This window comes from Pantoea sp. ABR1s (genome assembly GCF_057812235.1).
Window position 1 is genome coordinate 1533573 of sequence record NZ_CM173823.1, and the last position, 19913, is coordinate 1553485.

Annotated in this window: 17 protein-coding genes, 1 tRNA gene and 2 pseudogenes; 14 read left to right on the forward strand and 6 right to left on the reverse strand. The window is 50.0% G+C overall.

The window, feature by feature from the left end:
* Positions 1–24: 24 nt before the first annotated feature.
* Positions 25–2187, reverse strand: coding sequence for a ferric-rhodotorulic acid/ferric-coprogen receptor FhuE (gene fhuE, locus ACXKZD_RS06995; RefSeq protein ID WP_488981962.1), 2163 nt, complete (start codon positions 2185–2187; stop codon positions 25–27).
* Between the two features lie 395 nt (positions 2188–2582).
* Between fhuE and ACXKZD_RS07000 the strand changes: the two genes are divergently transcribed.
* The 3 genes from ACXKZD_RS07000 (at position 2583) to ACXKZD_RS07010 (ending at position 4630) form a co-directional block, all read left to right on the forward strand.
* Positions 2583–3671 (forward strand): YncE family protein, encoded by a 1089-nt coding sequence (locus ACXKZD_RS07000; protein ID WP_029519393.1) that lies wholly within the window; start codon positions 2583–2585, stop codon positions 3669–3671.
* 298 nt (positions 3672–3969) lie between these two features.
* Positions 3970–4323 (forward strand): type II toxin-antitoxin system RelE/ParE family toxin, encoded by a 354-nt coding sequence (locus ACXKZD_RS07005; protein ID WP_010670918.1) that lies wholly within the window; start codon positions 3970–3972, stop codon positions 4321–4323.
* 4 nt (positions 4324–4327) lie between these two features.
* Positions 4328–4630 (forward strand): helix-turn-helix domain-containing protein, encoded by a 303-nt coding sequence (locus ACXKZD_RS07010; RefSeq protein WP_010247918.1) that lies wholly within the window; start codon positions 4328–4330, stop codon positions 4628–4630.
* Positions 4631–5012: 382 nt separating this feature from the next.
* Here ACXKZD_RS07010 and ACXKZD_RS07015 read toward each other — a convergent pair whose 3' ends face one another.
* Complete coding sequence (locus ACXKZD_RS07015; RefSeq protein WP_264352648.1) at positions 5013–5207, reverse strand: TIGR03746 family integrating conjugative element protein; 195 nt, start codon at positions 5205–5207, stop codon at positions 5013–5015.
* A 358-nt stretch (positions 5208–5565) separates the two neighbouring features.
* On the opposite strand from ACXKZD_RS07015, the gene ACXKZD_RS07020 reads away from it, so the two are divergent.
* Positions 5566–6429, forward strand: a complete 864-nt coding sequence (locus ACXKZD_RS07020; RefSeq protein ID WP_264352649.1) for a hypothetical protein — start codon at positions 5566–5568, stop codon at positions 6427–6429.
* A 116-nt stretch (positions 6430–6545) separates the two neighbouring features.
* Here the strand turns inward: ACXKZD_RS07020 and ACXKZD_RS07025 are convergent.
* Positions 6546–6620: pseudogene (locus tag ACXKZD_RS07025) on the reverse strand (hypothetical protein); the annotation flags it as partial.
* Between the two features lie 125 nt (positions 6621–6745).
* Here ACXKZD_RS07025 and ACXKZD_RS07030 point away from each other — a divergent pair.
* A complete protein-coding gene (locus ACXKZD_RS07030; RefSeq protein WP_264352650.1) occupies positions 6746–7741 on the forward strand; it encodes a hypothetical protein in 996 nt (331 codons plus the stop codon).
* A 446-nt stretch (positions 7742–8187) separates the two neighbouring features.
* Here ACXKZD_RS07030 and ACXKZD_RS07035 read toward each other — a convergent pair whose 3' ends face one another.
* Positions 8188–9060: a hypothetical protein gene (locus ACXKZD_RS07035; RefSeq protein WP_264352651.1), complete on the reverse strand. Its 873-nt coding sequence runs from the start codon at positions 9058–9060 to the stop codon at positions 8188–8190.
* 478 nt (positions 9061–9538) lie between these two features.
* Here ACXKZD_RS07035 and ACXKZD_RS07040 point away from each other — a divergent pair.
* Positions 9539–10650 (forward strand): IS3 family transposase gene (locus ACXKZD_RS07040; protein ID WP_443484751.1). Its coding sequence is split into 2 segments (ribosomal slippage): positions 9539–9800 and positions 9800–10650, totalling 1113 coding nucleotides; the frame shifts between segments, so codons are not numbered across the junction.
* Between the two features lie 16 nt (positions 10651–10666).
* On the opposite strand, the pseudogene ACXKZD_RS07045 reads toward ACXKZD_RS07040, so the two are convergent.
* Both ACXKZD_RS07045 and ACXKZD_RS07050 read right to left on the reverse strand, forming a co-directional pair.
* Positions 10667–11008 (reverse strand): annotated as a pseudogene (locus tag ACXKZD_RS07045) (Arm DNA-binding domain-containing protein); the annotation flags it as partial.
* Between the two features lie 161 nt (positions 11009–11169).
* A tRNA-Asn gene (locus ACXKZD_RS07050) sits at positions 11170–11245 on the reverse strand.
* Positions 11246–11750: 505 nt separating this feature from the next.
* Between ACXKZD_RS07050 and ACXKZD_RS07055 the strand changes: the two genes are divergently transcribed.
* The 8 genes from ACXKZD_RS07055 (at position 11751) to cbl (ending at position 19880) form a co-directional block, all read left to right on the forward strand.
* Positions 11751–12674, forward strand: coding sequence for a sugar ABC transporter substrate-binding protein (locus ACXKZD_RS07055; protein WP_010247907.1), 924 nt, complete (start codon positions 11751–11753; stop codon positions 12672–12674).
* A 32-nt stretch (positions 12675–12706) separates the two neighbouring features.
* Positions 12707–14191, forward strand: coding sequence for a sugar ABC transporter ATP-binding protein (locus ACXKZD_RS07060; RefSeq protein ID WP_187511790.1), 1485 nt, complete (start codon positions 12707–12709; stop codon positions 14189–14191).
* 23 nt (positions 14192–14214) lie between these two features.
* On the forward strand, positions 14215–15240 hold the full coding sequence (locus tag ACXKZD_RS07065) for an ABC transporter permease (RefSeq protein WP_170933484.1): 1026 nt from the start codon (positions 14215–14217) through the stop codon (positions 15238–15240).
* A 454-nt stretch (positions 15241–15694) separates the two neighbouring features.
* On the forward strand, positions 15695–16612 hold the full coding sequence (gene nac, locus ACXKZD_RS07070) for a nitrogen assimilation transcriptional regulator NAC (RefSeq protein WP_223564005.1): 918 nt from the start codon (positions 15695–15697) through the stop codon (positions 16610–16612).
* Between the two features lie 813 nt (positions 16613–17425).
* Positions 17426–17917 carry a type VI secretion system tube protein TssD gene (tssD, locus tag ACXKZD_RS07075; protein ID WP_122459598.1) on the forward strand — a complete coding sequence of 164 codons (492 nt, stop codon included), beginning with the start codon at positions 17426–17428 and terminating at the stop codon, positions 17915–17917.
* Between the two features lie 12 nt (positions 17918–17929).
* Positions 17930–18286 carry a tlde1 domain-containing protein gene (locus ACXKZD_RS07080; RefSeq protein ID WP_010247892.1) on the forward strand — a complete coding sequence of 119 codons (357 nt, stop codon included), beginning with the start codon at positions 17930–17932 and terminating at the stop codon, positions 18284–18286.
* Entirely contained in the window at positions 18283–18735 is a 453-nt protein-coding gene (locus ACXKZD_RS07085) for a hypothetical protein (RefSeq protein WP_167423409.1), read from the forward strand. The genes ACXKZD_RS07080 and ACXKZD_RS07085 overlap by 4 nt, the downstream gene beginning before the upstream one ends.
* Positions 18736–18920: 185 nt before the next feature.
* A complete protein-coding gene (gene cbl / locus ACXKZD_RS07090; protein WP_010247887.1) occupies positions 18921–19880 on the forward strand; it encodes an HTH-type transcriptional regulator Cbl in 960 nt (319 codons plus the stop codon).
* The last annotated feature ends 33 nt before the right edge of the window (positions 19881–19913 follow it).

A 19913-nucleotide genomic window follows, 5' to 3' on the forward strand; every position in this document is an offset into this window, starting at 1 on the left:
GTCTGGCCTCTCAGCTCACCATTATCAGAACTGATAAGAAACGCTGACATTCAGGTTACGTGGCTCACCGTAAACGTAGCTGTTCATATAGCTGTAATATTCACGGTCGAAGAGATTATCGACGTTGGCCTGTACGGCAACCTGCTTATTCACCTGATAGCGGGCAAACAACGAGGCCAGCGGGTAGCTGCCCTGATATACCCGTACGCTGTCGCCGCTGGCATTGGTCACATCTTTAAACACCCGGTTCTGCCAGTTAATTCCGCCACCAACGGTGAGCTCGGGGATCGCGGCTAACTGATAACGGGTGAAAAGTTTGAATGAGGTTTGCGGCTGATAGCTGTTGAACCGGCCACTTTTATCGCGTGCCACATAGCGGGTTGCGCCAAAGGTCAGCTGCAGATTATCGGTCAGCGCGCCATTCAGCTCGAACTCGGCACCTTTACTCACTGCACCTTTGGCGGCGTCATAGGCCTGCTCATTGCCGCTCAGATAAACACCATCAATTGCCTGTCCAACGTTATCCTGCTCGATGCGGAAAATTGCTACGCTGGCGGTCAGCAGGCCATCGTTCCAGGCCGATTTCAGACCGGTCTCGTAACTTTTACCTGTCACCGGTGAGAGGTAACTACCGTGAGTATCGCGATAAGTCTGCGGCAGGAAAATGGCGGTGTAGCTGCCATAGGCGGACCAGGTGTCATTAATGTCATACACCAGCCCTGCATAAGGCGTGGTGTTATTTTTAGTCATCTCTCCGCTGCTGCCATGGGTGCTCCACTGGGTATAGCGAGCGCCAATAATCAGCGACAGCGGATCGGCCAGCGACAGACGTGCAGCGCTATAGACCGATTTCTGACGAACAGTGTCATCAGCGTTGAGATACCAGCCCTGCCACTCCGGCTCCGCAACGTTACCGCTCCAGCTATTATTGAAAATCCCCATATCGGCGGCAGTGATTTCACCCGCCTCCGCATCGCTGAATCCATCCTGACTGTAAGCGGCATTATGCTGGCGGCTGTAGCTTGCTCCGGCCATCAACAGGTGCTGACGACCCAGCAGTTCAAACGGGCCGCTGGCAAAGCCATCGATTGAATCCATTTTACGCTTGCCGCGATCCATACTGCCATAACCGGTAGTGCCTTCACCGCTCTCCTGATCGGGATTGCCCATCACATAGAGCAGCTTATCGCTGAAGGTATTCTCGGCGTGCGTGCCATTAATATGAATATTCCAGCCGTTATCGAAGTTATGGTCGATATCCGCAAAAACTTTGCGCGAGTTAGTGTTGTAACGCGCCCAGTTAGCTGATGAATTCATGCTGCGGTCGTAATGTGTCGTGGCGTTGTTACTGTAAAACATCGGCAGGCCGCCCCAGGTTGGATTGCCGGTGTTGTCATCTTCATAGTCGTAGCCCAGTGACAGCGTCGTCTTCTCGGTAAGGTCCGCATCAATCACGCCATAGATGAATTTTTTGGTTTTTTGATAGCGATCCAGCCAGCTCTCCTGATCGGTATAACCGGTCACCACACGGCCGCGCAGGCTGCCATCGCTGTTAAGCGGGGCAGAGAGATCCGCCACGTAGCGCTGCTTGTTCCAGCTGCCATAGCTGGCACTCAGCGTGCCGGTCGCGGTTTTGCTGTCAGCATGTTTACGCACCATATTGATCGAGGCCGAAGGGCTGCCCGCTCCGGTCATCAGGCCGGTCGCACCGCGCACGATTTCAATACGGTCATAGATTGCCGTGTCGGACGCCGCGTCGCCGTAATTCCATGTATCGTTAACCGAGGTCGGAATGCCATCGAAAGTGAAGTTGCTGACTTTCAAGCCGCGTGAATAGTACTCGGAGCGTTCACTGTCGATAAGATTGGTGGAGATACCGGTGGCGTTGGTCAGCACATCATTAACCGATTGCAGATCCTGATCCTGCATTCGCTGCTGCGTCACCACGCTGAGTGACTGAGGCACATCTCGCGGTGTCAGCATTAATTTGGTGCCCGCGCGGGTGGTCTGCACCGCGTAATTCTGCTTACCGCTGTCACTGGTTTCGTCAGGCGTGGCGCTGACCACCATATCCTGCGATGTCTCCTCCGCCGCCAGGGCGGGGTGGAAGAGGGTGTGTATCGCCAGTGTCAGTAATGAGACGCTAAAGCTGTTTCTGAAACCTGATTCCCTGCCACTACGAGCCATAAAATTTTCCATTAAAAATTGGTATTGAGTTAAACCGTTGTGTCTTTGGTTGTTATTTTTTATCCACTCATCTTCTGGAAAAAGACGCTCAGCCAGTTATGAGAACGCCAATGATAATCATTTGCTTTATATATTCTTCAAAGGATTCAATCGAAAGTGTAACTTTATGTTTATTATTTATAATTCAATGTGATAGGAAAATTTAAAGCCTTTTAGTTGCTGGTGTTTATCAGATTTGAAAGCAGAAAAGGGGCATTCAGGTGGAATTTCACGGGGCAGTTAAGCGGTTTAATGCGGGTTAAATGACCGGACAGGCATGGATAGCAGCATCGTCATTTGATTACTGGCTGTTAATGCGTATGATTCTCATTCTTTATTCCCTGACGGAGTTCAGCATGAAATCGTTAAGCCCGCGCAAAGCCGCTGTTGCCATGGCAGTTGCCGCTGCCTTTAGCCTGACAGCGTGTCAGGCACCAGCTAAAAAAGCCGATGCGCCTGCCGCTGAAGCCCCAAAACCGGTTAATACCGCAGTGACACAACGCGCTCTGGGTGATGGTCTGTACGAAATGGCTTACTCCCCTGCGTCAAAAGCGTTGTTTGTCGCCAGCGCGCAGGCGTTTAAGGATGTGAACGGCGGCATGATCTATCGTCTCGATCCGGCCACGCTGACGACCAAAGGCGAAACGCATACCGACATGAAAAACTTCGGTACCGCTATCGATGAAAACGGTCAGGTGTTCTACACCACCAACTCACTGGATGGCGCGATCTCCAAAGTGGACGCCCAGAGTGGCAAAGTGCTGCAGCGTCTGGTGTTCCCGGGCAAGATCAGTAAAGAGGGCTATCCGGCGGGTGCGCGTGAAGTCCTGTGGCACGGCAACGAGCTTTATGTCGGTCGCGTAGCCGAACCGGGCTATATCTCCGTCGTGGATACCCGAACCTTTAAGCTGAAAACCGAGATTAAAAACGCCGGGAAATGGGTCACCGGTATCATCTATTCCCCGCTGACTGAGCGCATTTATGCGGCTAACGGCTCGGGTGAAATTCTGGTGATCAATCCACGCAGCCATAAAATCGAGAAGCGCTGGACCGCAGGCGATGGCAAAGAGTATCTGTTCCTGAACATGGCGGAAGATCCTGCTACCGGTCGCCTGTTTGTTACTGACGACTCCAAAGGCAAAACCACGCTGATCTTTGATGAGCGCACCGGCAAAGTGATCAAGCGTATCGAAGGCGATGCGATGGGCATCAAGTTCAACGCTAAACGCAATGAGCTTTACATCAGCCAGCGCGAATCGAAGAAAGTGCTGCAACTGGATGCCACCACCTACGCGGTGAAAAACAGCTGGTCGTTTGACAAGAACCCAAACAGCCTGCTGATTGGCCCGGACAACAACACGCTCTATGTCACGCTTAAGGCGGAATTCAACAAAGATTCCTCCACCAAAGGCACTGACGAGATTGCCCGTATCGCGCTGCCGTAATCACGCGCTAAAAGCGTCACTCTGCATTGGCAGGGAAGCGATGCAAACAAAGTGAAAGCCCGCTCAGGGAAGCCTGAGCGGGCTTTCTTATTGATAACAACGCCTCACATCATCTCACCCCATAACCAATCCGGTACAGCTCGCAAAACGATGAAGGTTGTGTGGATTCATCACTGACCCGGCTGAACGCTTCTCTCACTTTGCACTAAAAGCACAGGCATCTGAAATCCCCCTGCATCACACTCGATTATCGCTTTACACCTATATAGTATTTAACCTATATTAATAAGGAGATCTCGTGTGGATGATTAAAACGACGGAGAGGTTCGATCGCTGGTTTACCTTGCTTAATGAGAGCGATCGCGCCTGCGTACTGGCAGCATTAATGGTGTTGCGCGAAAAAGGGCCGGGGTTGTCCAGGCCATATGCGGATACGCTAAAAGGCTCTGTTTATATCAACATGAAAGAGCTGCGTATTCAGAGCCGCGGCGATCCGATAAGGGCTTTCTTTGCTTTTGACCCAAACCGAACGGCGATTGTGCTTTGTGCCGGAAATAAGGTGGGCAATGAAAAGCGTTTTTATCAGGAGATGCTTCCGGTTGCCGATCGGGAATTCACACACTGGCTGAATAGCTTTAAAGATGAGGAGTAACCAGATGGGCAGAACGCTTGAACAGCTTATTGCGGATGAAAAACCGGAAGTCGTTGCCGACGCACAGGCGATGGCGACGGATATCCTGCTCAACATTCACCTTGCCGAGCTGCGCGAGAAAGTGCAGAAAACACAGGTCGAAATGGCAAAGGCGCTGGGCATTACACAGCCTACCGTGGCGGGCATGGAGAAGCCGGGCCGCGACCTGAAGCTCTCCACGCTCAAGCGCTATATCGATGCGGCAGGGGGTAAGCTGCGGCTGGTGGTGGAACTGCCGGACGGCTCGCACTACGGGTTTGAGGTGTAAGCCATTCAGACGGGGATGTCATGCCGTAGTGACCGAAAACATAAAAGCAAAAAGCCCGCTCAGGTTTCCCTGAGCGGGCTTTTCTAATTCTGGCTCCTCTGACTGGGATCGCCTTTGCCAGTAACTGTTTAATAAATAAGATAAACCTGAATTCCCTCTCTGTCAAGACCACCAGAATGACCACCTTTAGAGAAAGTAGCAACGCAGTAATATTGTGGCTAATCTTGGTGGATTGGTGCAATAGTTGTCCTCAACAAGCTGGCTATGAATATTATCCGTGGCGATTCAAGTCGCTCCCAGCGCAGTATCTCCACGGCATGGGCAACGGGAGTCACCATCAGGGTCAACAACTCCAGCCAGATGAGACGGAGAGGGTGATGCTTCATGGGATTTCTCCCTGTGTAACCAAACCGCCACGACTCGGTGGCTCAGGTGTGGGGGCTGTGATACGTTTCGGGGCACTGTCGAAGCAGTTGAGCACTAGGCCAAACGGGTTACGGACCGGGTCAACATCGGCACGTACGATTTTGACCAGGTGGCGTACGAGGGCGCGTTTGACCGTTCCGGACCGTGGCACTCGTCAGCGCCAGTCAAGATTGGATACTGTGTGTATCTGTGCGGTGGGGTTGTCGCCATAGCCGCGCCCTGGAATTTCGTAGACACCGCGTATCAGGGCGCAGGCTTCTCTACTTAAATTCAGGTAATGCCATAAATCGGGGTAAAATCTAGATAACAGGTAGCGAGAGCAGTTGGATTTCCTTTCCCAACTGGGTAGGATTAAGAAACCATCGACTGGCCCACTTATGTAGAACTTTGAAGCCAGATGGCACTGCAAGGCTTGGCGTCTCAGCTTTTAGCTTTTCAACTTACGAATCAGCTCATAGAGCCAACAAAATGGGAAGGCTCGGCAAGCCTACCTGATAGGAAAAGTCAAGATGACAAATGCAGTGGTCTGGTTCGACCATGATTCATCGAAAGTATGGGCAGTTGCAGATTCTTTGCTTACGGCGCAAACCACTTCTGCTGGGCACACATCCATAAGCAGAGTCACGGATCAAGCGATGAAGGTCCTGCGGTTACAAGTAGGTGCTTGGGGTACTCTCCCTGGCTCTATTGTAGGCGGCCCGGTTATTTGTTACGACGTCGGTATTGTATATGCTGGCGCGGTAACCCCTGCGCTTATGACCTATTCGGCAGCAGCAATGATGCTCCCTAACCTTCATCCCCAGACTGAAAAAGATCGTAGAATTTTTACCCCTGGCCTTGCCGCTGTTGCTGACCTGATTCGGTACTTATCTGAACGTTATACGCGTGATGCGAGCGTTGGGTATGCCAGCAATAGAGCGCCTTTCTGCGAGTTCGTCATATTCGGTTTACCGCCGGATGACAAGCTCAATAGTCTTCCTCTCGATTGTTACTGGATTCATCCAAAATTCAATTCAATTGGGGAGTTTTCCCAGATTGCTGAGCGGGTCGATCTCCTGGGTGGAGAGGTGGCCGTTATTGGAGACGATACAGATAGCCTCCGTGCTGACATTGATCGGTTGTTAGCCTGTCCTAGTGACAACCATAAAGGCAGGGAGCCACGAGTCGCACTTGAAGCAAGAATGCGGGCTAGGAAACATGACACAGTAGGTGGCACCTTGCAATTTGGAATACTGGAGGGGGGACGAATGAGCCTCTTTGGTGCGAAGCACGACGAATTTGGCGAGCCAGTTCAAAACTGGCTTGGATTCGACTTCAAAGCAGAAATTAATTCAATCCTTGGGATGTCAGTGAAGATTCCATCTTTGGACTGACTACGGATTTATTCGTCCGTGATTTATCGCGTGTGATTGGTTATGGCCGACATTTAGTAGATAGTCAGCGGCCAATTGCTAGCGTCGGCGTAGCCGCTAGCAACCCCAATCTTCTAAAAGACCGGATGTTTTGCACTGCACTCGTCCAGCGTTTTATGGATGGCCGCCGTTTTTTCATCTTTATGCGGGTCACACAAATTACCTTTTAGTCTCATTGAGATACGTTTGATATAGTGGATACACTTTGAACCTTGACATTTCTATGTTCGTATTAATTATTTAACAATAATAGCATTTACAAAAAGGATTATTCTTTATGAGTATTGTGCCGTTTAGTCTCGCAAATAATATTGGAGACCGTTTTCTTGAAATGTTGCGGAAACATGGAATTAATCCGGGTGTTAGCTCTAAATTGGAAAATGAACTTCTTTCACTAACTGCGTTGATTGAAATTTGGGAAAACCCAATTTTAATTAAAGATGAAGAATGTAAACTTGATATCCTGCGCAGTGCTGCTGGCCTTTATGATCTAGGTGCAAAAGTATTAACGGTTGAACCGTTACAGGATTTTCCTACTTTCTTACCACATCTTCGGCTTATTGGAGAACAAAAATATGATTACGCCTCACTAGGACAAAATGTAGCTAGTGGACCTTCCGATGATACAGCTAGAAAAATAGCAGAGCTTTACATTGGATGTCTAGCTGTACATGTTGGGACAGATGTACAACTTGATTCACCAACAAATGCGAAAGGCGACAATCCTGATGTTATGTTTACTTTAAAAAAAGATAATAGTGAGGAAACCTCCCAAAGATGGGCGTTAGCAATTAAGACAATTTCTACAATTCAAGGACAGACAATTTTTGAACGTATTCGTGAAGGTGCTTTACAGATAGATGATCCTAAATGCTCTGCAGATAGAGGAATGGTTGTTATCAATGCTAAGAGTGCATTGGACCACGATGCTCTGTGGAACGGGAATTACAATAATCTGAGTGAAGGTATTGTAGCACTCAAAGCTCAGTTAGATAATTTAGCTGAGCAAGCAAATTTAAATCGTCCACAACAAGAATGGGATGATATTTTTGCAGATAAAGTGGTTCGGCCTATTATTTTTATGGGACAAACTCTAATTACATTGCCGACACTTTTAAGCAATAAAACACCAACTATTTTGAAAATGTTTAGTATATATTGCGCAAATGGGACAGCAGATGAAACTGGATATGGAATAGTGTTTTGTATGAATGAATATATGCAAAAAATCAAGAGCGGAATTCCTGGGGGAAAAGGTGTTCTTCCATCTTAATTCTAGGTGGATACATAAAGTCTAACGGATGAGTTAAAGTGTATAGTACAATATAGAAGCGGTAAATGCTAATGTTTATCAAGTAACTGTGATTTGAAAATTATTATTACTTGGCAAATATTTTAAGGTAGTTCAGCCAACCAGACTGTCAATAGTCCCGATTGACAAGTGCTTTGTTGCAGGCATTCCAGTTAGACATTTTGAACTTGTTTTTCCCACTAGATACCGCTACAGGATCAGGAATGTGCCGATCTGATCCTGAGTGCGTCCAAAAGTTCGATTTGTTCAACAAAGCCTTTTTTATAATGGTTATTTATCTCTTAATGCACATTTTCGTTCGGTTAGCCCTCAAACCTCTTGTGTCAGCATGGGTAGACTGGGTTTTATTGCAAAGCTTTATAAGTGATAGAGATGAAAAAAGCTTTGCAAGTATTTTAAATTCAAGCTTATCTTCTACTATTAACTGATGGTGGGAGTATTAAGTTGCTTCCACCTTTTACATCTGATGCATCAATTCCTGATAAAACTTCTGTGAGTCCGTTGTACTTGCAGTGATCTATTATCCTACGGATTGGAACACTGCCATTAATAATATCCACTACAATGTAAAAAAAACCTTTCAACACATGCTTCAACTCATGCTGTAAATCGCTCGGATGTATGAGGGTTGCATATTGATGTGTGCGTTGTATAGCTTGTTTTACGGCTTCGAAGTCATTGTTTAAGTCAAAGTACAAAACGGGGTAATGATAGTCAGTAATTGAGTTTACTACGTAATTAATCCCATCATGACTAGCTTTAACCTGTATTCCTGCTGGTTTTGCTGAGTTTGATGTCTGCGCTGGTGATAAGCATAGTAATTGATTTTGTGTTTCGTCTTTTTTAACCCATATAATATCTCTTTGAGTATCACATGGATTGTAATAGTTTGGATACAAGTTCTTTGTGTTCTGTGAGCCAGTTGCTACAGCAACAAAATTATCTAGTGTGGAACTGTTTCTTGTTCCTCCACGAGCTATTTTTCCCAGTGTTCTATTTACTTCAGTGTTATTATTACATGTCTTAACTACCAATGCCTCAGCAATACTGCCAACTAGTCTGGTTGCGTCAGCATGAGGATTTCCTGTGAAAATATGCTTTAGTTGCAAATTTTCATTTATTAAAGACTCCTCTACCAAAACATCTAATAGAGTTGACCCATAAAGTGACATGTTTATATCGGATGAAGGATTTGAAAGATAATCGGAATAACCCTGAGAAAAACGCGTTTCTCCATTATCATCTTCCACTATTATTTTTATATTATTTGGAATGAACACCGTCGCCGAACTCCCGTCTCTTTGGGTGAAAAATAACAAGTATCATTGTCTTATCTTACTTTTTTTCTTGGCATCTAACGTATTAGATAAAACTAAGTTTATAACAGATAACTGCCCTCTACAAGAAAGGGACGCTATATTGTCGCTATCACAATTAAGCTGACCTTCTCACCTATTGATTAATACACCGCGATGTTAGTAATGTCTTCATCAGCAATGTGACGACATTCAAATGAAGAAACGTTTTACCGACGAAAAGATCATCAGTATCCTCCGCGAGGCCAAAGGCGGGGTTTTTACCCGGGAGATTTGCAACAAATACGCTATCTGACCCTGACCCGAAATCCTGCTCCATCCAGAAACAGAATTCCGGCATGATAAACACTCCCCTGAACGGAGTGTAAGTATCCCTGTAATCCGCACCATTCACTTTTAAAGATCTTCCGGCATACTGATTATGTCCCCGGAGGAGATCGCCATGCGTAAAGCACGATTCACCGAACACCAGATCATCGCCGTTCTGAAGTCCGTCGAAGCCGGACGCACCGTTAAAGACGTCTGCCGCGAGGCAGGGATCTCTGAGGCCTCGTACTACAACTGGAAAGCAAAGTTCGGCGGTATGGAAGCCTCTGATATCAAAAAGATGAAAGATCTTGAGGACGAGAATCGTCGTCTGAAGCAGATGTTTGCCGATCTGAGTCTGGAATGCCGGGCGCTGAAAGACGTCATCGAAAAAAAGCTTTAAAACCAGCGATAAAACGTGAGCTCGCCGACTATCTGACCACGCAGTTTACGATGAGCATACGCCAGGCATGCAGGACGTTGTCGCTGAGCAGGACGGTATTTCGTTATCAGCCGGATACGCGACGTGATGAGCCGGTGATTATGGCGCTGACCGTGGCGGCTGAGCGCTATCCGCGATACGGATTTAAAAAGCTTTTTCAGGTGCTACGCAGGCAGGGGAACAGCTGGAACCACAAAAGAGTTCACCGGATTTACTGCCTGCTGAAACTGAATTTTCGCCGTAAGGGAAAACAACGCCTGCCGGTGCGTAATCCGGCTCCGCTGGCGACACCAGAGTCTCTTTACCAGAGCTGGTCCATCGATTTTATGCACGATGCGCTGGTGTGCGGCAGGCGCTTCCGGACCTTCAATGTGGTGGATGATTTTAACCGGGAAGCGCTGGCGATAGAAATTGACCTGAACATCCCGGCTCAGCGGGTCGTGAGAGTGCTGGACAGGATCGTGGCAAACCGTGGTTATCCGCTGAAGATGCTGATGGATAATGGCCCCGAGCTGGTCTCGTTGACGCTGGCACAATGGGCAGAAGAACATGGTGTGATGCTGGAATTTATCAAACCGGGAAAGCCAACACAGAATGCCTTCATCGAGCGGTTTAACCGGACGTACCGGACAGAAATACTGGATTTTTATCTGTTCAGAACACTGAATGAAGTACGGGAAATAACGGATCGCTGGCTGAATGAATACAACAGTGAACGTCCCCATGAATCCCTGAACAACCTGACGCCGGAAGAATACCGGCTGATGGCTGAAAATCCGGAAATCTCAAAAAGTGCGTGGAACTAAAACGGGTGTGCTTACACTCTGACCATGTACGGTTGCTTTTATGCCAGCTCAGTGCAACAGACTTGAAGGTTTCTTCTGGCAACGCAGTGGCTCTTTCAGCGGAGCGCTGTTGTGCTGGGTTGATATTATGCGCCAGCAATTTACGGATACCATCACTCTGTTGACGAGCGTCAGCCAGAGAGACATCAGGATAGGTTCCTAAGCCGAGACGGGATTCTTTACCATTGATACGATATTTGAGATACCAGAGACGTGAACCGCCTGGATTAACCAACAGGTACAGACCATGGCAATCGGAAATTTTGAAGGGTTTTGCAGATGATTTTAAGTTGCGGATTTTTGAGTCGTTAAGAGACATTTGGGGGTCGCTGCGTCATCGAACCAACATGACCCCAAATCTGACCACCAAATTCTCCCGATGCGGAGGGAAAACTGAAAATGCATCGGGAAGACTTTTCACACTAACTCGTTGAATCTAAATCGTATAAAGATTCGTGAAGATGCATGAAAACATAAATTTGGCTCCTCTGACTGGACTCGAACCAGTGACATACGGATTAACAGTCCGCCGTTCTACCGACTGAACTACAGAGGAATCGCTTGAACGGGGCGAATATTAGCGGCGCAGATCCCGCTTGTCAAAGCCCTGTTTACCGAATTGCGTTCAGATGCTCGTAAAAGCAGCGGATTGGCGATTTTTACCCGATTCTGCTGGATTTTCAAACTGCCAACAGGATCTCACTTTGCGGGCATTTCTCCGCAGATGTTAGAGGCATGTCAAAGTTTTGTTGTTTGCCGATGTTAAAACAACCGTTTCAGTGCTTTTATGATAAAAATTTCAAAACGTGATTATATGGAATAAATAAACTGCTTATCATCACGGTCGTCATTATCGTCTGAAAGTGAAACGCTATTTTGAAGTTAACTGTTTGCAGATCAAGTGATTGTGAAAAGGAGTGGTCGATCACAAAAATAGTCAGAACCTGAAGTCTTACCTCAAATTTCCCGAAACAGACGCCAGACAGGCTGGGTGAATGTAAAAGATATTTTTCATTCGCGGTCACAGCCGCTGAGCAAGTTAACAAATAAGAAGGGTCCCTATGAACATTAAAAAAACGATTGTCGCCTCACTGTTAGCCTGCATGTTACCTGCCGCGGTTATGGCAAAAGATATCTCAGTTGGCGTCTCCATGGCGCTGTTTGATGACAACTTCCTCACCATTCTGCGTACCTCTATGCAGAAAGAGATGCAGAAAGATGGCGTTAAAGGGCAGGTTGAGGATGCAAAAGGCGACGTTTCACAGCAGCTGCAGCAGGTTCAGAACTTTATCGGTCAGGGTGTTGATGCGCTGATCGTCAACCCGGTCGATACCAATGCGGTGAAACCGATTATGGACCAGGCGAGCAAAGCGGGTATCCCGCTGATCTTTGTCAACCGCCGTCCACAGGCTGAGCTGACCGGCAAAATGGCCTACGTCGGGTCCGATTCGGAACTGGCCGGACGCTTACAGATGGAAGCGCTGGCTAAAGCGATGAACGGCAAAGGCAACGTTGCCATCCTGATGGGTGACCTGGCGAATGAAGCGACCCGTGACCGTACCAAAGGTGTGGAAGAGGTTGCGGCTAAATTCCCTGGCATCAAAATTGTTCAGAAACAGACCGCCAAATTTACCCGTAACGATGCGGTAGACGTAGTCAGTAACTGGATGACTGCCGGTGATGAGATCAATGCCATTGCTTCTAACAACGATGAAATGGCGATCGGTGCGCTGCAGGCACTGGGTAAAAATCCGGACAAAATCCTGATCGCTGGCGTCGATGGCACACCCGATGCGCTGCAGATGCTGAAGCAGGGCAAGATGGTCGCGACCGTATTCCAGGATGCGCAGGGCCAGGGTGAAGGTGCGGTGCAGACGGCAATCAAACTGGTGAATGGCGAGAAAGTCCAGAAAGTCATCAATATCCCCTACCAGTTGATTACTAAAGAAAACATGGAACAGTTTACCAAGCGTAACCTGAAATAGTCGTTCCCGACCCAGCTGTACGGAGGTGATGTATGAACGCTTTTGCGCTTGAAGCCGAAGGCATCAGCAAGTTCTTCCCCGGCGTTAAAGCCCTCGACAACGTGTCGTTGCGGGTGCGTCCGGGAACGGTACATGCCTTGATGGGCGAAAATGGCGCGGGCAAATCCACTTTAATGAAGTGCCTGATCGGGATGTATCGTCCCGATCAGGGCACCATCAAAATTAAAGGGGAGCCGGTGCAGTTTCAGGACACCATGGACGCTTTGCGTTCCGGCATTTCAATGATCCACCAGGAACTCAACCTGGTGCCTTACATGACCGTCGCCGAGAATATCTGGCTGGGTCGCGAACCGATGAGATTTGGCTTTGTCGATCACGCCCGACTTAATCAGAAGACGCAGGAATTGCTGAACCGCCTGAATATCCGCCTGAAAGCCGATCGGATGGTGGGTGAGCTGAGCATCGCGTCGCAGCAGATGGTTGAGATTGCCAAAGCAGTGTCATGGGATTCAGACATCGTGATCATGGATGAGCCCACCTCCGCGCTGACAGAAACCGAAGTAGCGCATCTGTTTACCATCATTCGTGACCTGCGGGAGCAGGGCAAAGCGATCATCTACATCAGCCATAAGATGGATGAAATTTTCACCATCACCGACGAAGTCAGTATCTTCCGTGACGGCAGTTGGATCGCCAGCGATCAGACGTCGAAATATACCCGCCAGTCGCTGATTACCCAGATGGTGGGACGCGAACTGACCCAGCTGTTCCCGAAATTCAACAGCGCAATTGGTGAAGAGGTGCTGACGGTGCGCAATCTCACCTGTAAAGATCGTTTCACCGACGTCAGTTTCAGTGTGCGCCGGGGGGAGATCCTCGGCGTCGCCGGACTGGTGGGTGCGGGTCGCAGCGAGGTGATGGAGAGCCTGTTCGGCATGGAGAGCTTCGACAGCGGCGAGATCCTGATTGATGGCGTGCCGGTGACAATCGACTCACCCTCAACCGCGATTGAAAAGGGCATGGCGTTCCTCACCGAAGACCGTAAAAAGTCCGGCCTGTTTCTGGTGCTATCGGTAATGGAGAACATGAGCATCGTTAACATGCCGGAGTACAGCGGCAAAAGCGGGTTTGTCAGCCATGTGAAGATGGCGCAGGACTGCATGGATCAAATCCGTCGTCTCAACATCAAAACGCCGACCATGGATCAAATCATCAATAACCTCAGCGGCGGTAATCAGCAGAAAGTCCTGATTGCCCGCTGGCTGCTGGCGCAACCGAAGATTCTGATTCTGGACGAACCTACGCGCGGCATTGACGTCGGGGCGAAAGCGGAGATTTACCGCTTAATCAGTGAACTTGCCAACCGTGGCGTGGCTATCATCATGGTCTCCTCTGAACTGCCGGAAATTCTTGGCATGAGCGACCGGGTAATGGTCATGCACGGCGGGCGTATAACCGGCATCCTCGATAAAGAAGAAGCCGATCAGGAAACCATTCTGTCGTTGGCATCCGAGTGAGGCGCGAGACCACTATGAGCAATATGAAAGCTACTGCCACCCCGGCAGCCCCGCAGCAACCCTCTTTTTTTGCCAGCCTGCGTCATAAATTGCCGAAAGATACCGGCATTTTCGTGGTGATGGTGGGGATTGCGTTAATTTTTGAAATGTTCGGCTGGTACGTGCGTGACCAGTCTTTCCTGCTCAACACCAACCGTCTGATCCTGATTGTATTGCAGGTGGCGATTATCGGGATTATCGCCGTCGGCGTGACCCAGGTCATCATCACCACCGGTATCGATCTCTCCTCCGGGTCCGTTATCGCCCTGGCGGCGGTGGTGGCCGCGAGCCTGGCGCAGACCTCTGACAGCCTGTCGCCAATGTATCCGTCGCTGGTGAATATGCCTGCGGTGATCCCTATCGCAGCCGGTATCGGCGTCGGTTTGCTGGCGGGCGTGGTCAATGGTGTGCTGATCACCCGCACCGGTATTCCGCCCTTCATTGCCACGCTGGGCATGATGGTGTCGGCACGCGGTCTGGCGCAGTATTACACCCAGGGCAATCCGATCAGCTTCCTTTCCGATGGCTTCACCTCAATCGGACAGGGTGCCATGCCGGTAGTGATTTTCCTGGTGGTGGCGCTGCTGTTCCATATCGCCCTGAAGCATACCCGCTACGGTAAATATGTTTACGCCATCGGCGGCAACATGACCTCGGCGAAAGTCTCCGGTATCAACGTTAATAAGTATCTTATTATCGTCTACACCATTGCAGGCGCGCTCTCTGGCCTGGCGGGTGTAGTACTGGCGGCGCGCGTCAGCAGCGGTCAGTCAAGCATGGGGATGTCGTACGAGCTGGATGCGATTGCCGCAGCCGTTATCGGTGGCAGCAGCCTGATGGGTGGCGTGGGCCGTATCACCGGAACATTAATTGGCGCAGTGATTCTTGGACTGATTAAAAGCGGATTCACCTTCGTCGGTGTCGATGCGTACATTCAGGACATCATCAAAGGGATGATTATTGTGGCTGCGGTCTCTATCGACATGCACCGTAACCGCAAAAAACGCTAACTGGTAGCCGTTGCCTTCTTCCGGATGCGGGAGAGGGCAACGGTTGCTTTTTATCATCCGGCATTCGCCAGCGATAAGAAATCCTGCTGATAGCGGTTACATTTACTCCCTGCTTTTCACGCCTCTGTTCAGGCCCTGCAAGCCTTCATCAGGTGCAATGCGTTTCCACTGCACTCAAACTGTACAGCCTGTCATCACTTTTCTGCACGTCTTACTCGCAGCGTCTGCACTGTCACAGTGCGCCTGACTGCTTTACTCTCTCTTCTCAGCCATTCCTGATCCTTATTAACCCATAAGAGGTAATCAGAAACGCTTATTTTCCGGGCCGTTAGGAAAAATCTGGCTGCCTGATGGCCTGAATTTATTAAACCTGGCCTGCATCTTGCAAAATTTCTGTTATCAGGGCGATGGGGTCAGACCCATTTCGCTATTCGGGGTGAGTGACGGAGGCAAGATGAATTTAAGACGACTGAAGTACTTTGTGAAAATCGTCGATATCGGCAGTCTGACGCAGGCAGCAGAAGTGTTGCACATCGCCCAGCCTGCACTCAGTCAGCAGGTCGCGACGCTGGAAAATGAACTGGATCAGCAGTTGCTGATTCGTACCAAGCGCGGTGTTACGCCAACTGAGGCGGGTAAGATTCTCTATGGTCATGCGCGCACCATTCTGCGCCAGTGTGAGCAGGCCCAGACTGCGGTAATTAACGCCGGTCAGGTGCTGAGTGGGCAGGTATCGATTGGGCTTGCCCCAGGCACCGCGGCTTCATCGCTAACCATGCCGCTGTTGCAGACCGTTCGCGATCAATTTCCGGAAGTGCTGGTTTACCTGCACGAAAATAGCGGCAGCGTGCTGAATGAGAAAGTGATGAACGGTCAGCTGGATATGGCGGTGCTGTACGATCGCGCGCCCATTGCCGGGATCACCAGCATGCCGCTGATGAAAGAGGATCTGTTTCTGGTAGGCGCCACCGATTACCCGGGAGCCAGCGTCGATCTGGCCGATGTGGCGCAGATGAGTCTGTTTTTACCGCGCGATTACAGCGCAGTACGCAAGCGGGTCGATGAGGCCTTTTCGCTGCGTCGTCTGAGTGCACGCATCATCGGTGAGATCGAATCGATTTCAACCCTGACCGCAGCCATTTCCAGCGGCATGGGCGTGACCGTATTACCTGAGTCCGCCGCCCGTTCGCTGGTGGGATCCACCGATGCCTGGATGTCACGCATTAACAGCCCGTCATTGAGTCTGCCGCTGTCACTGAACGTCTCCGCCCGGTTGCCGCTGTCACCTTCAGCGCAGGCAGTGAAGAATATTCTGCTGTCGCTGCTGAATAAGCCGCTGAGTGAGGAGCGGGAGTTAATGTTAGTGAGTTAAGAGGGCGCTTGCAGCGGGCTGGCAACCAGCCGGTTTCGCTTTGCAGCGGGTTGCACTGAGCGGGTTACGCCCGCCAGGCGTATGGGAGTTTCAGGTCACTTAGCCGCGCGTTAGCGCTGAGCAGTTTACGCCCGCCAAACATATGGGAGTTTTAGATCACTTAGCCCCGCGTTTGCACTGAGCGGGTTACGCCCGCCAGGCGTTCGGGAGTTTCAGGTTGCCTGAGCAGGCGGACGCGTCAAGGGGCGGACGCCCGCCCCTAAACAATCCCGGCGTCCGGCTGCCTGCGCGCCCCGCTGTGCGGGGTACCTTCGTCACGCCCTGCGGCCGACGGACCGTCCGGACTCGCCATCCCTGGCTCGTGCCGTCCTTTCGCCGACGTCCTGTCGGCTCATCCTTGCCTGCGGTTGTTCCTCAGCGCTCCGGACGCCTCTGGTAAACCTTCGTCTGTAATTTCTGTATTTATTTGCTGCACAGAGCTGTTTACTGGCTGGACAGGAAGAGGTTCTATCTTTCCATTTCGACACAATGTGAACTTCATAGCACGAATGATAAATCCATGTTGGCGTGAAGAATTGCTGATGCGACTTTTAAATTATTCTGAATAGCTTTTGGGCACGTTTTTTTTCTCTGATACCGGGTTATTCCGCGATCTCTATATCTGAAACAATAAAACTTCAATCAGGTTGATTTCACGCTGTATGAAAATTGATCTGATGTTTGCCGGAAGATAGTTTAATCAGGCTGTGAAAGCAGTGGGCCTGTCAGCAGAAAACAGGCTGGCTTTCTCTTTTTAAAATGGAGTTTAAAACGATGGCTATTCCAGCTTATCTCTGGCTTAAAGATGACGGTAACAACATTATTGTCGGATCAGTCGACGTGGCAGGTCGTGAAGGCGCTATTGAAGTCCTCGGCCTGAATCACGGCGTTATGCTCTCCACAGACAACGTGACGGGTAAAACAACCGCTGTCCGCGAACACGCTTCTTACAGTTTTGATAAAGAGATCGATAAGTCCAGTCCCTGCCTTTACAGGGCTGTGACCTCAGGTCAAAAGCTTTGCTCAGCGGAAATAAGATTTTACCGGATAAATGACGCGGGGCAGGAGGTGGAATATTTCAATACTTTGATGGAAGGCGTAACCGTTATCTGTGTGGGCCCGATGATGTATGACGTTAAATCCCGCTATGGTGAGGCGCGGGATCATCTGGAAACTGTAGAGCTGATTTACGAAAAAATTACCTGGCGATATGCAGACGGAAATATCGTCCACTCGGACAGCTGGAATAATCGAGTGACAGCATAAAGGAGTATAACGATGACATGGACATATGAGCAAAGCACGGGTCACTTATACCACAACAGTGAATTTATTGAGGCCGGCTACTCAGGTAGTCTGACTAACAAAAATAATCCCGATCGCCAACATGTAAGAGGGATGGGGCCCCTTCCTCAGGGAACGTACAGAATTGCAGGGCACTCCACATCAAAAGGACCCCTGACCATTATTCTGGTGCAGACTTCCGGAGAGTCTTTTGGCCGTTCGGCATTTCGCATTCATGGCGAAAGAGTCAATAAGCCAGCGGGCTTCGCCTCAGAAGGCTGCATCATTATGTCACTTGCAACCCGGCGACGCGTGCTGCGTGAAGGCGGGACGCTGGAGGTGGTCCGATGAAATATCTGATATTGATTGGCCTTATGCCCTTCGCGGTCTGGGCTGGAGCGAATACATCCGACTGGGAAAATTCGCTGAAGGGCATCGCGTCAGGAGAGCAAGCCTGGCTTGCAAAAGTGCCCCAACTGGCAGCTACGGCTGATGTTCAGCAGGCAACCCGGATGGAGGATGCCCTTGCCTCGGCGTTAGCAAAGAATACCCCGGGCGTGCTGGAGACGCTCCGGGTTATTGACGCCAGATCCTGGCCCCATATGGCAGGTACAGACATTGTCTGCAGCGTTCCGGCTGAGCAACCTACAGCCTTTATAGAGGATTTTTATCAACAAACCCGTCTGGCGCTACTGGCAACTGACCAGGGTGCGACCTGTCTGTGGATCCTGGAAGCAAGCTATGAAGAGATGAAAGCAGAGAGCGCCAGAATGCGTAATCTATCGCCTTCTGTAAAATAGCCTCTCCCCCAGGCCGGGTTTCAGTCAAATTCTGAAGTCCGGCCGCCCATCTCAAACCTCTCTGTACCCCCAAAACCCACCCCGTTATTCCCTAAAGTCATAAATCCGAATTTTTTAGTATTTCCGGTTATCAATAATAGTTCTTACCATCAGATAATCAGATTATGTAAAGGGAGGTAAATACCGTGAATTTCCAGCAGCTTAAAATCATCCGCGAGGCGGCCCGCTGCGAGTTTAACTTAACGGAAGTCGCTAATACGCTGTTTACCTCCCAGTCGGGAGTAAGTCGGCATATTCGTGACCTGGAAGATGAACTCGGGGTTGAGATCTTTATCCGTCGCGGCAAGCGCCTGCTGGGGATGACCGAGCCGGGCAAAGCGCTGCTGACCATCGCTGAGCGTATCCTGGATGAAGCGGGCAAAGTACGACGTCTGGCCGATGTCTTTACCAATGAAACCAGCGGCATCCTGACCATAGCCACTACCCATACTCAGGCGCGTTACAGCCTGCCGAAAGTCATCAAAGCGTTTCGTCAGCTCTATCCTAACGTCCGGCTTGAACTCAATCAGGGTTCGCCGCAGGAAATTGTCACCATGCTGCTGGCGGGTGAGGCGGACATTGGCATCGCCAGTGAATTACTGGTCAACAACAGCAGCCTGGCGGCGTTCCCCTGGTTCAGCTGGCATCACGCCTTACTGGTGCCGAAAGGGCATGAACTGGTGCAGAACCAGCCAGTTTCACTGAGCACGCTCAGCCGCTATCCGCTGATCACCTACCGCCAGGGTATCACCGGACGTTCGCGGGTGGACCGTGCGTTCCAGACGGCCGGTTTAAAACCAGATATCGTGCTCAGCGCTCAGGACTCCGATGTGGTGAAAACCTACGTCAAACTCGGTTTAGGCGTGGGGATACTGGCCGATCAGGCGTGTGAAACTGAAGAGAGTGAAGAGCTGGTACGCCTCGATGCCACCCATCTGTTCGATGCCAGCACCGTATGGCTCGGCCTCAAGCGCGGCCAGCTGCAACGCAACTACGTCTGGCAGTTCCTGGAACTCTGCAACGCCAACCTGTCGCTGGAAGAGATCAAGCGTCAGGCGCTCTCCTACAGCAATGACGACGAACCGGTTATCGACTTCCAGATTTAAGCACACGGCGCATCCACCCGGATGCGCGCCTGT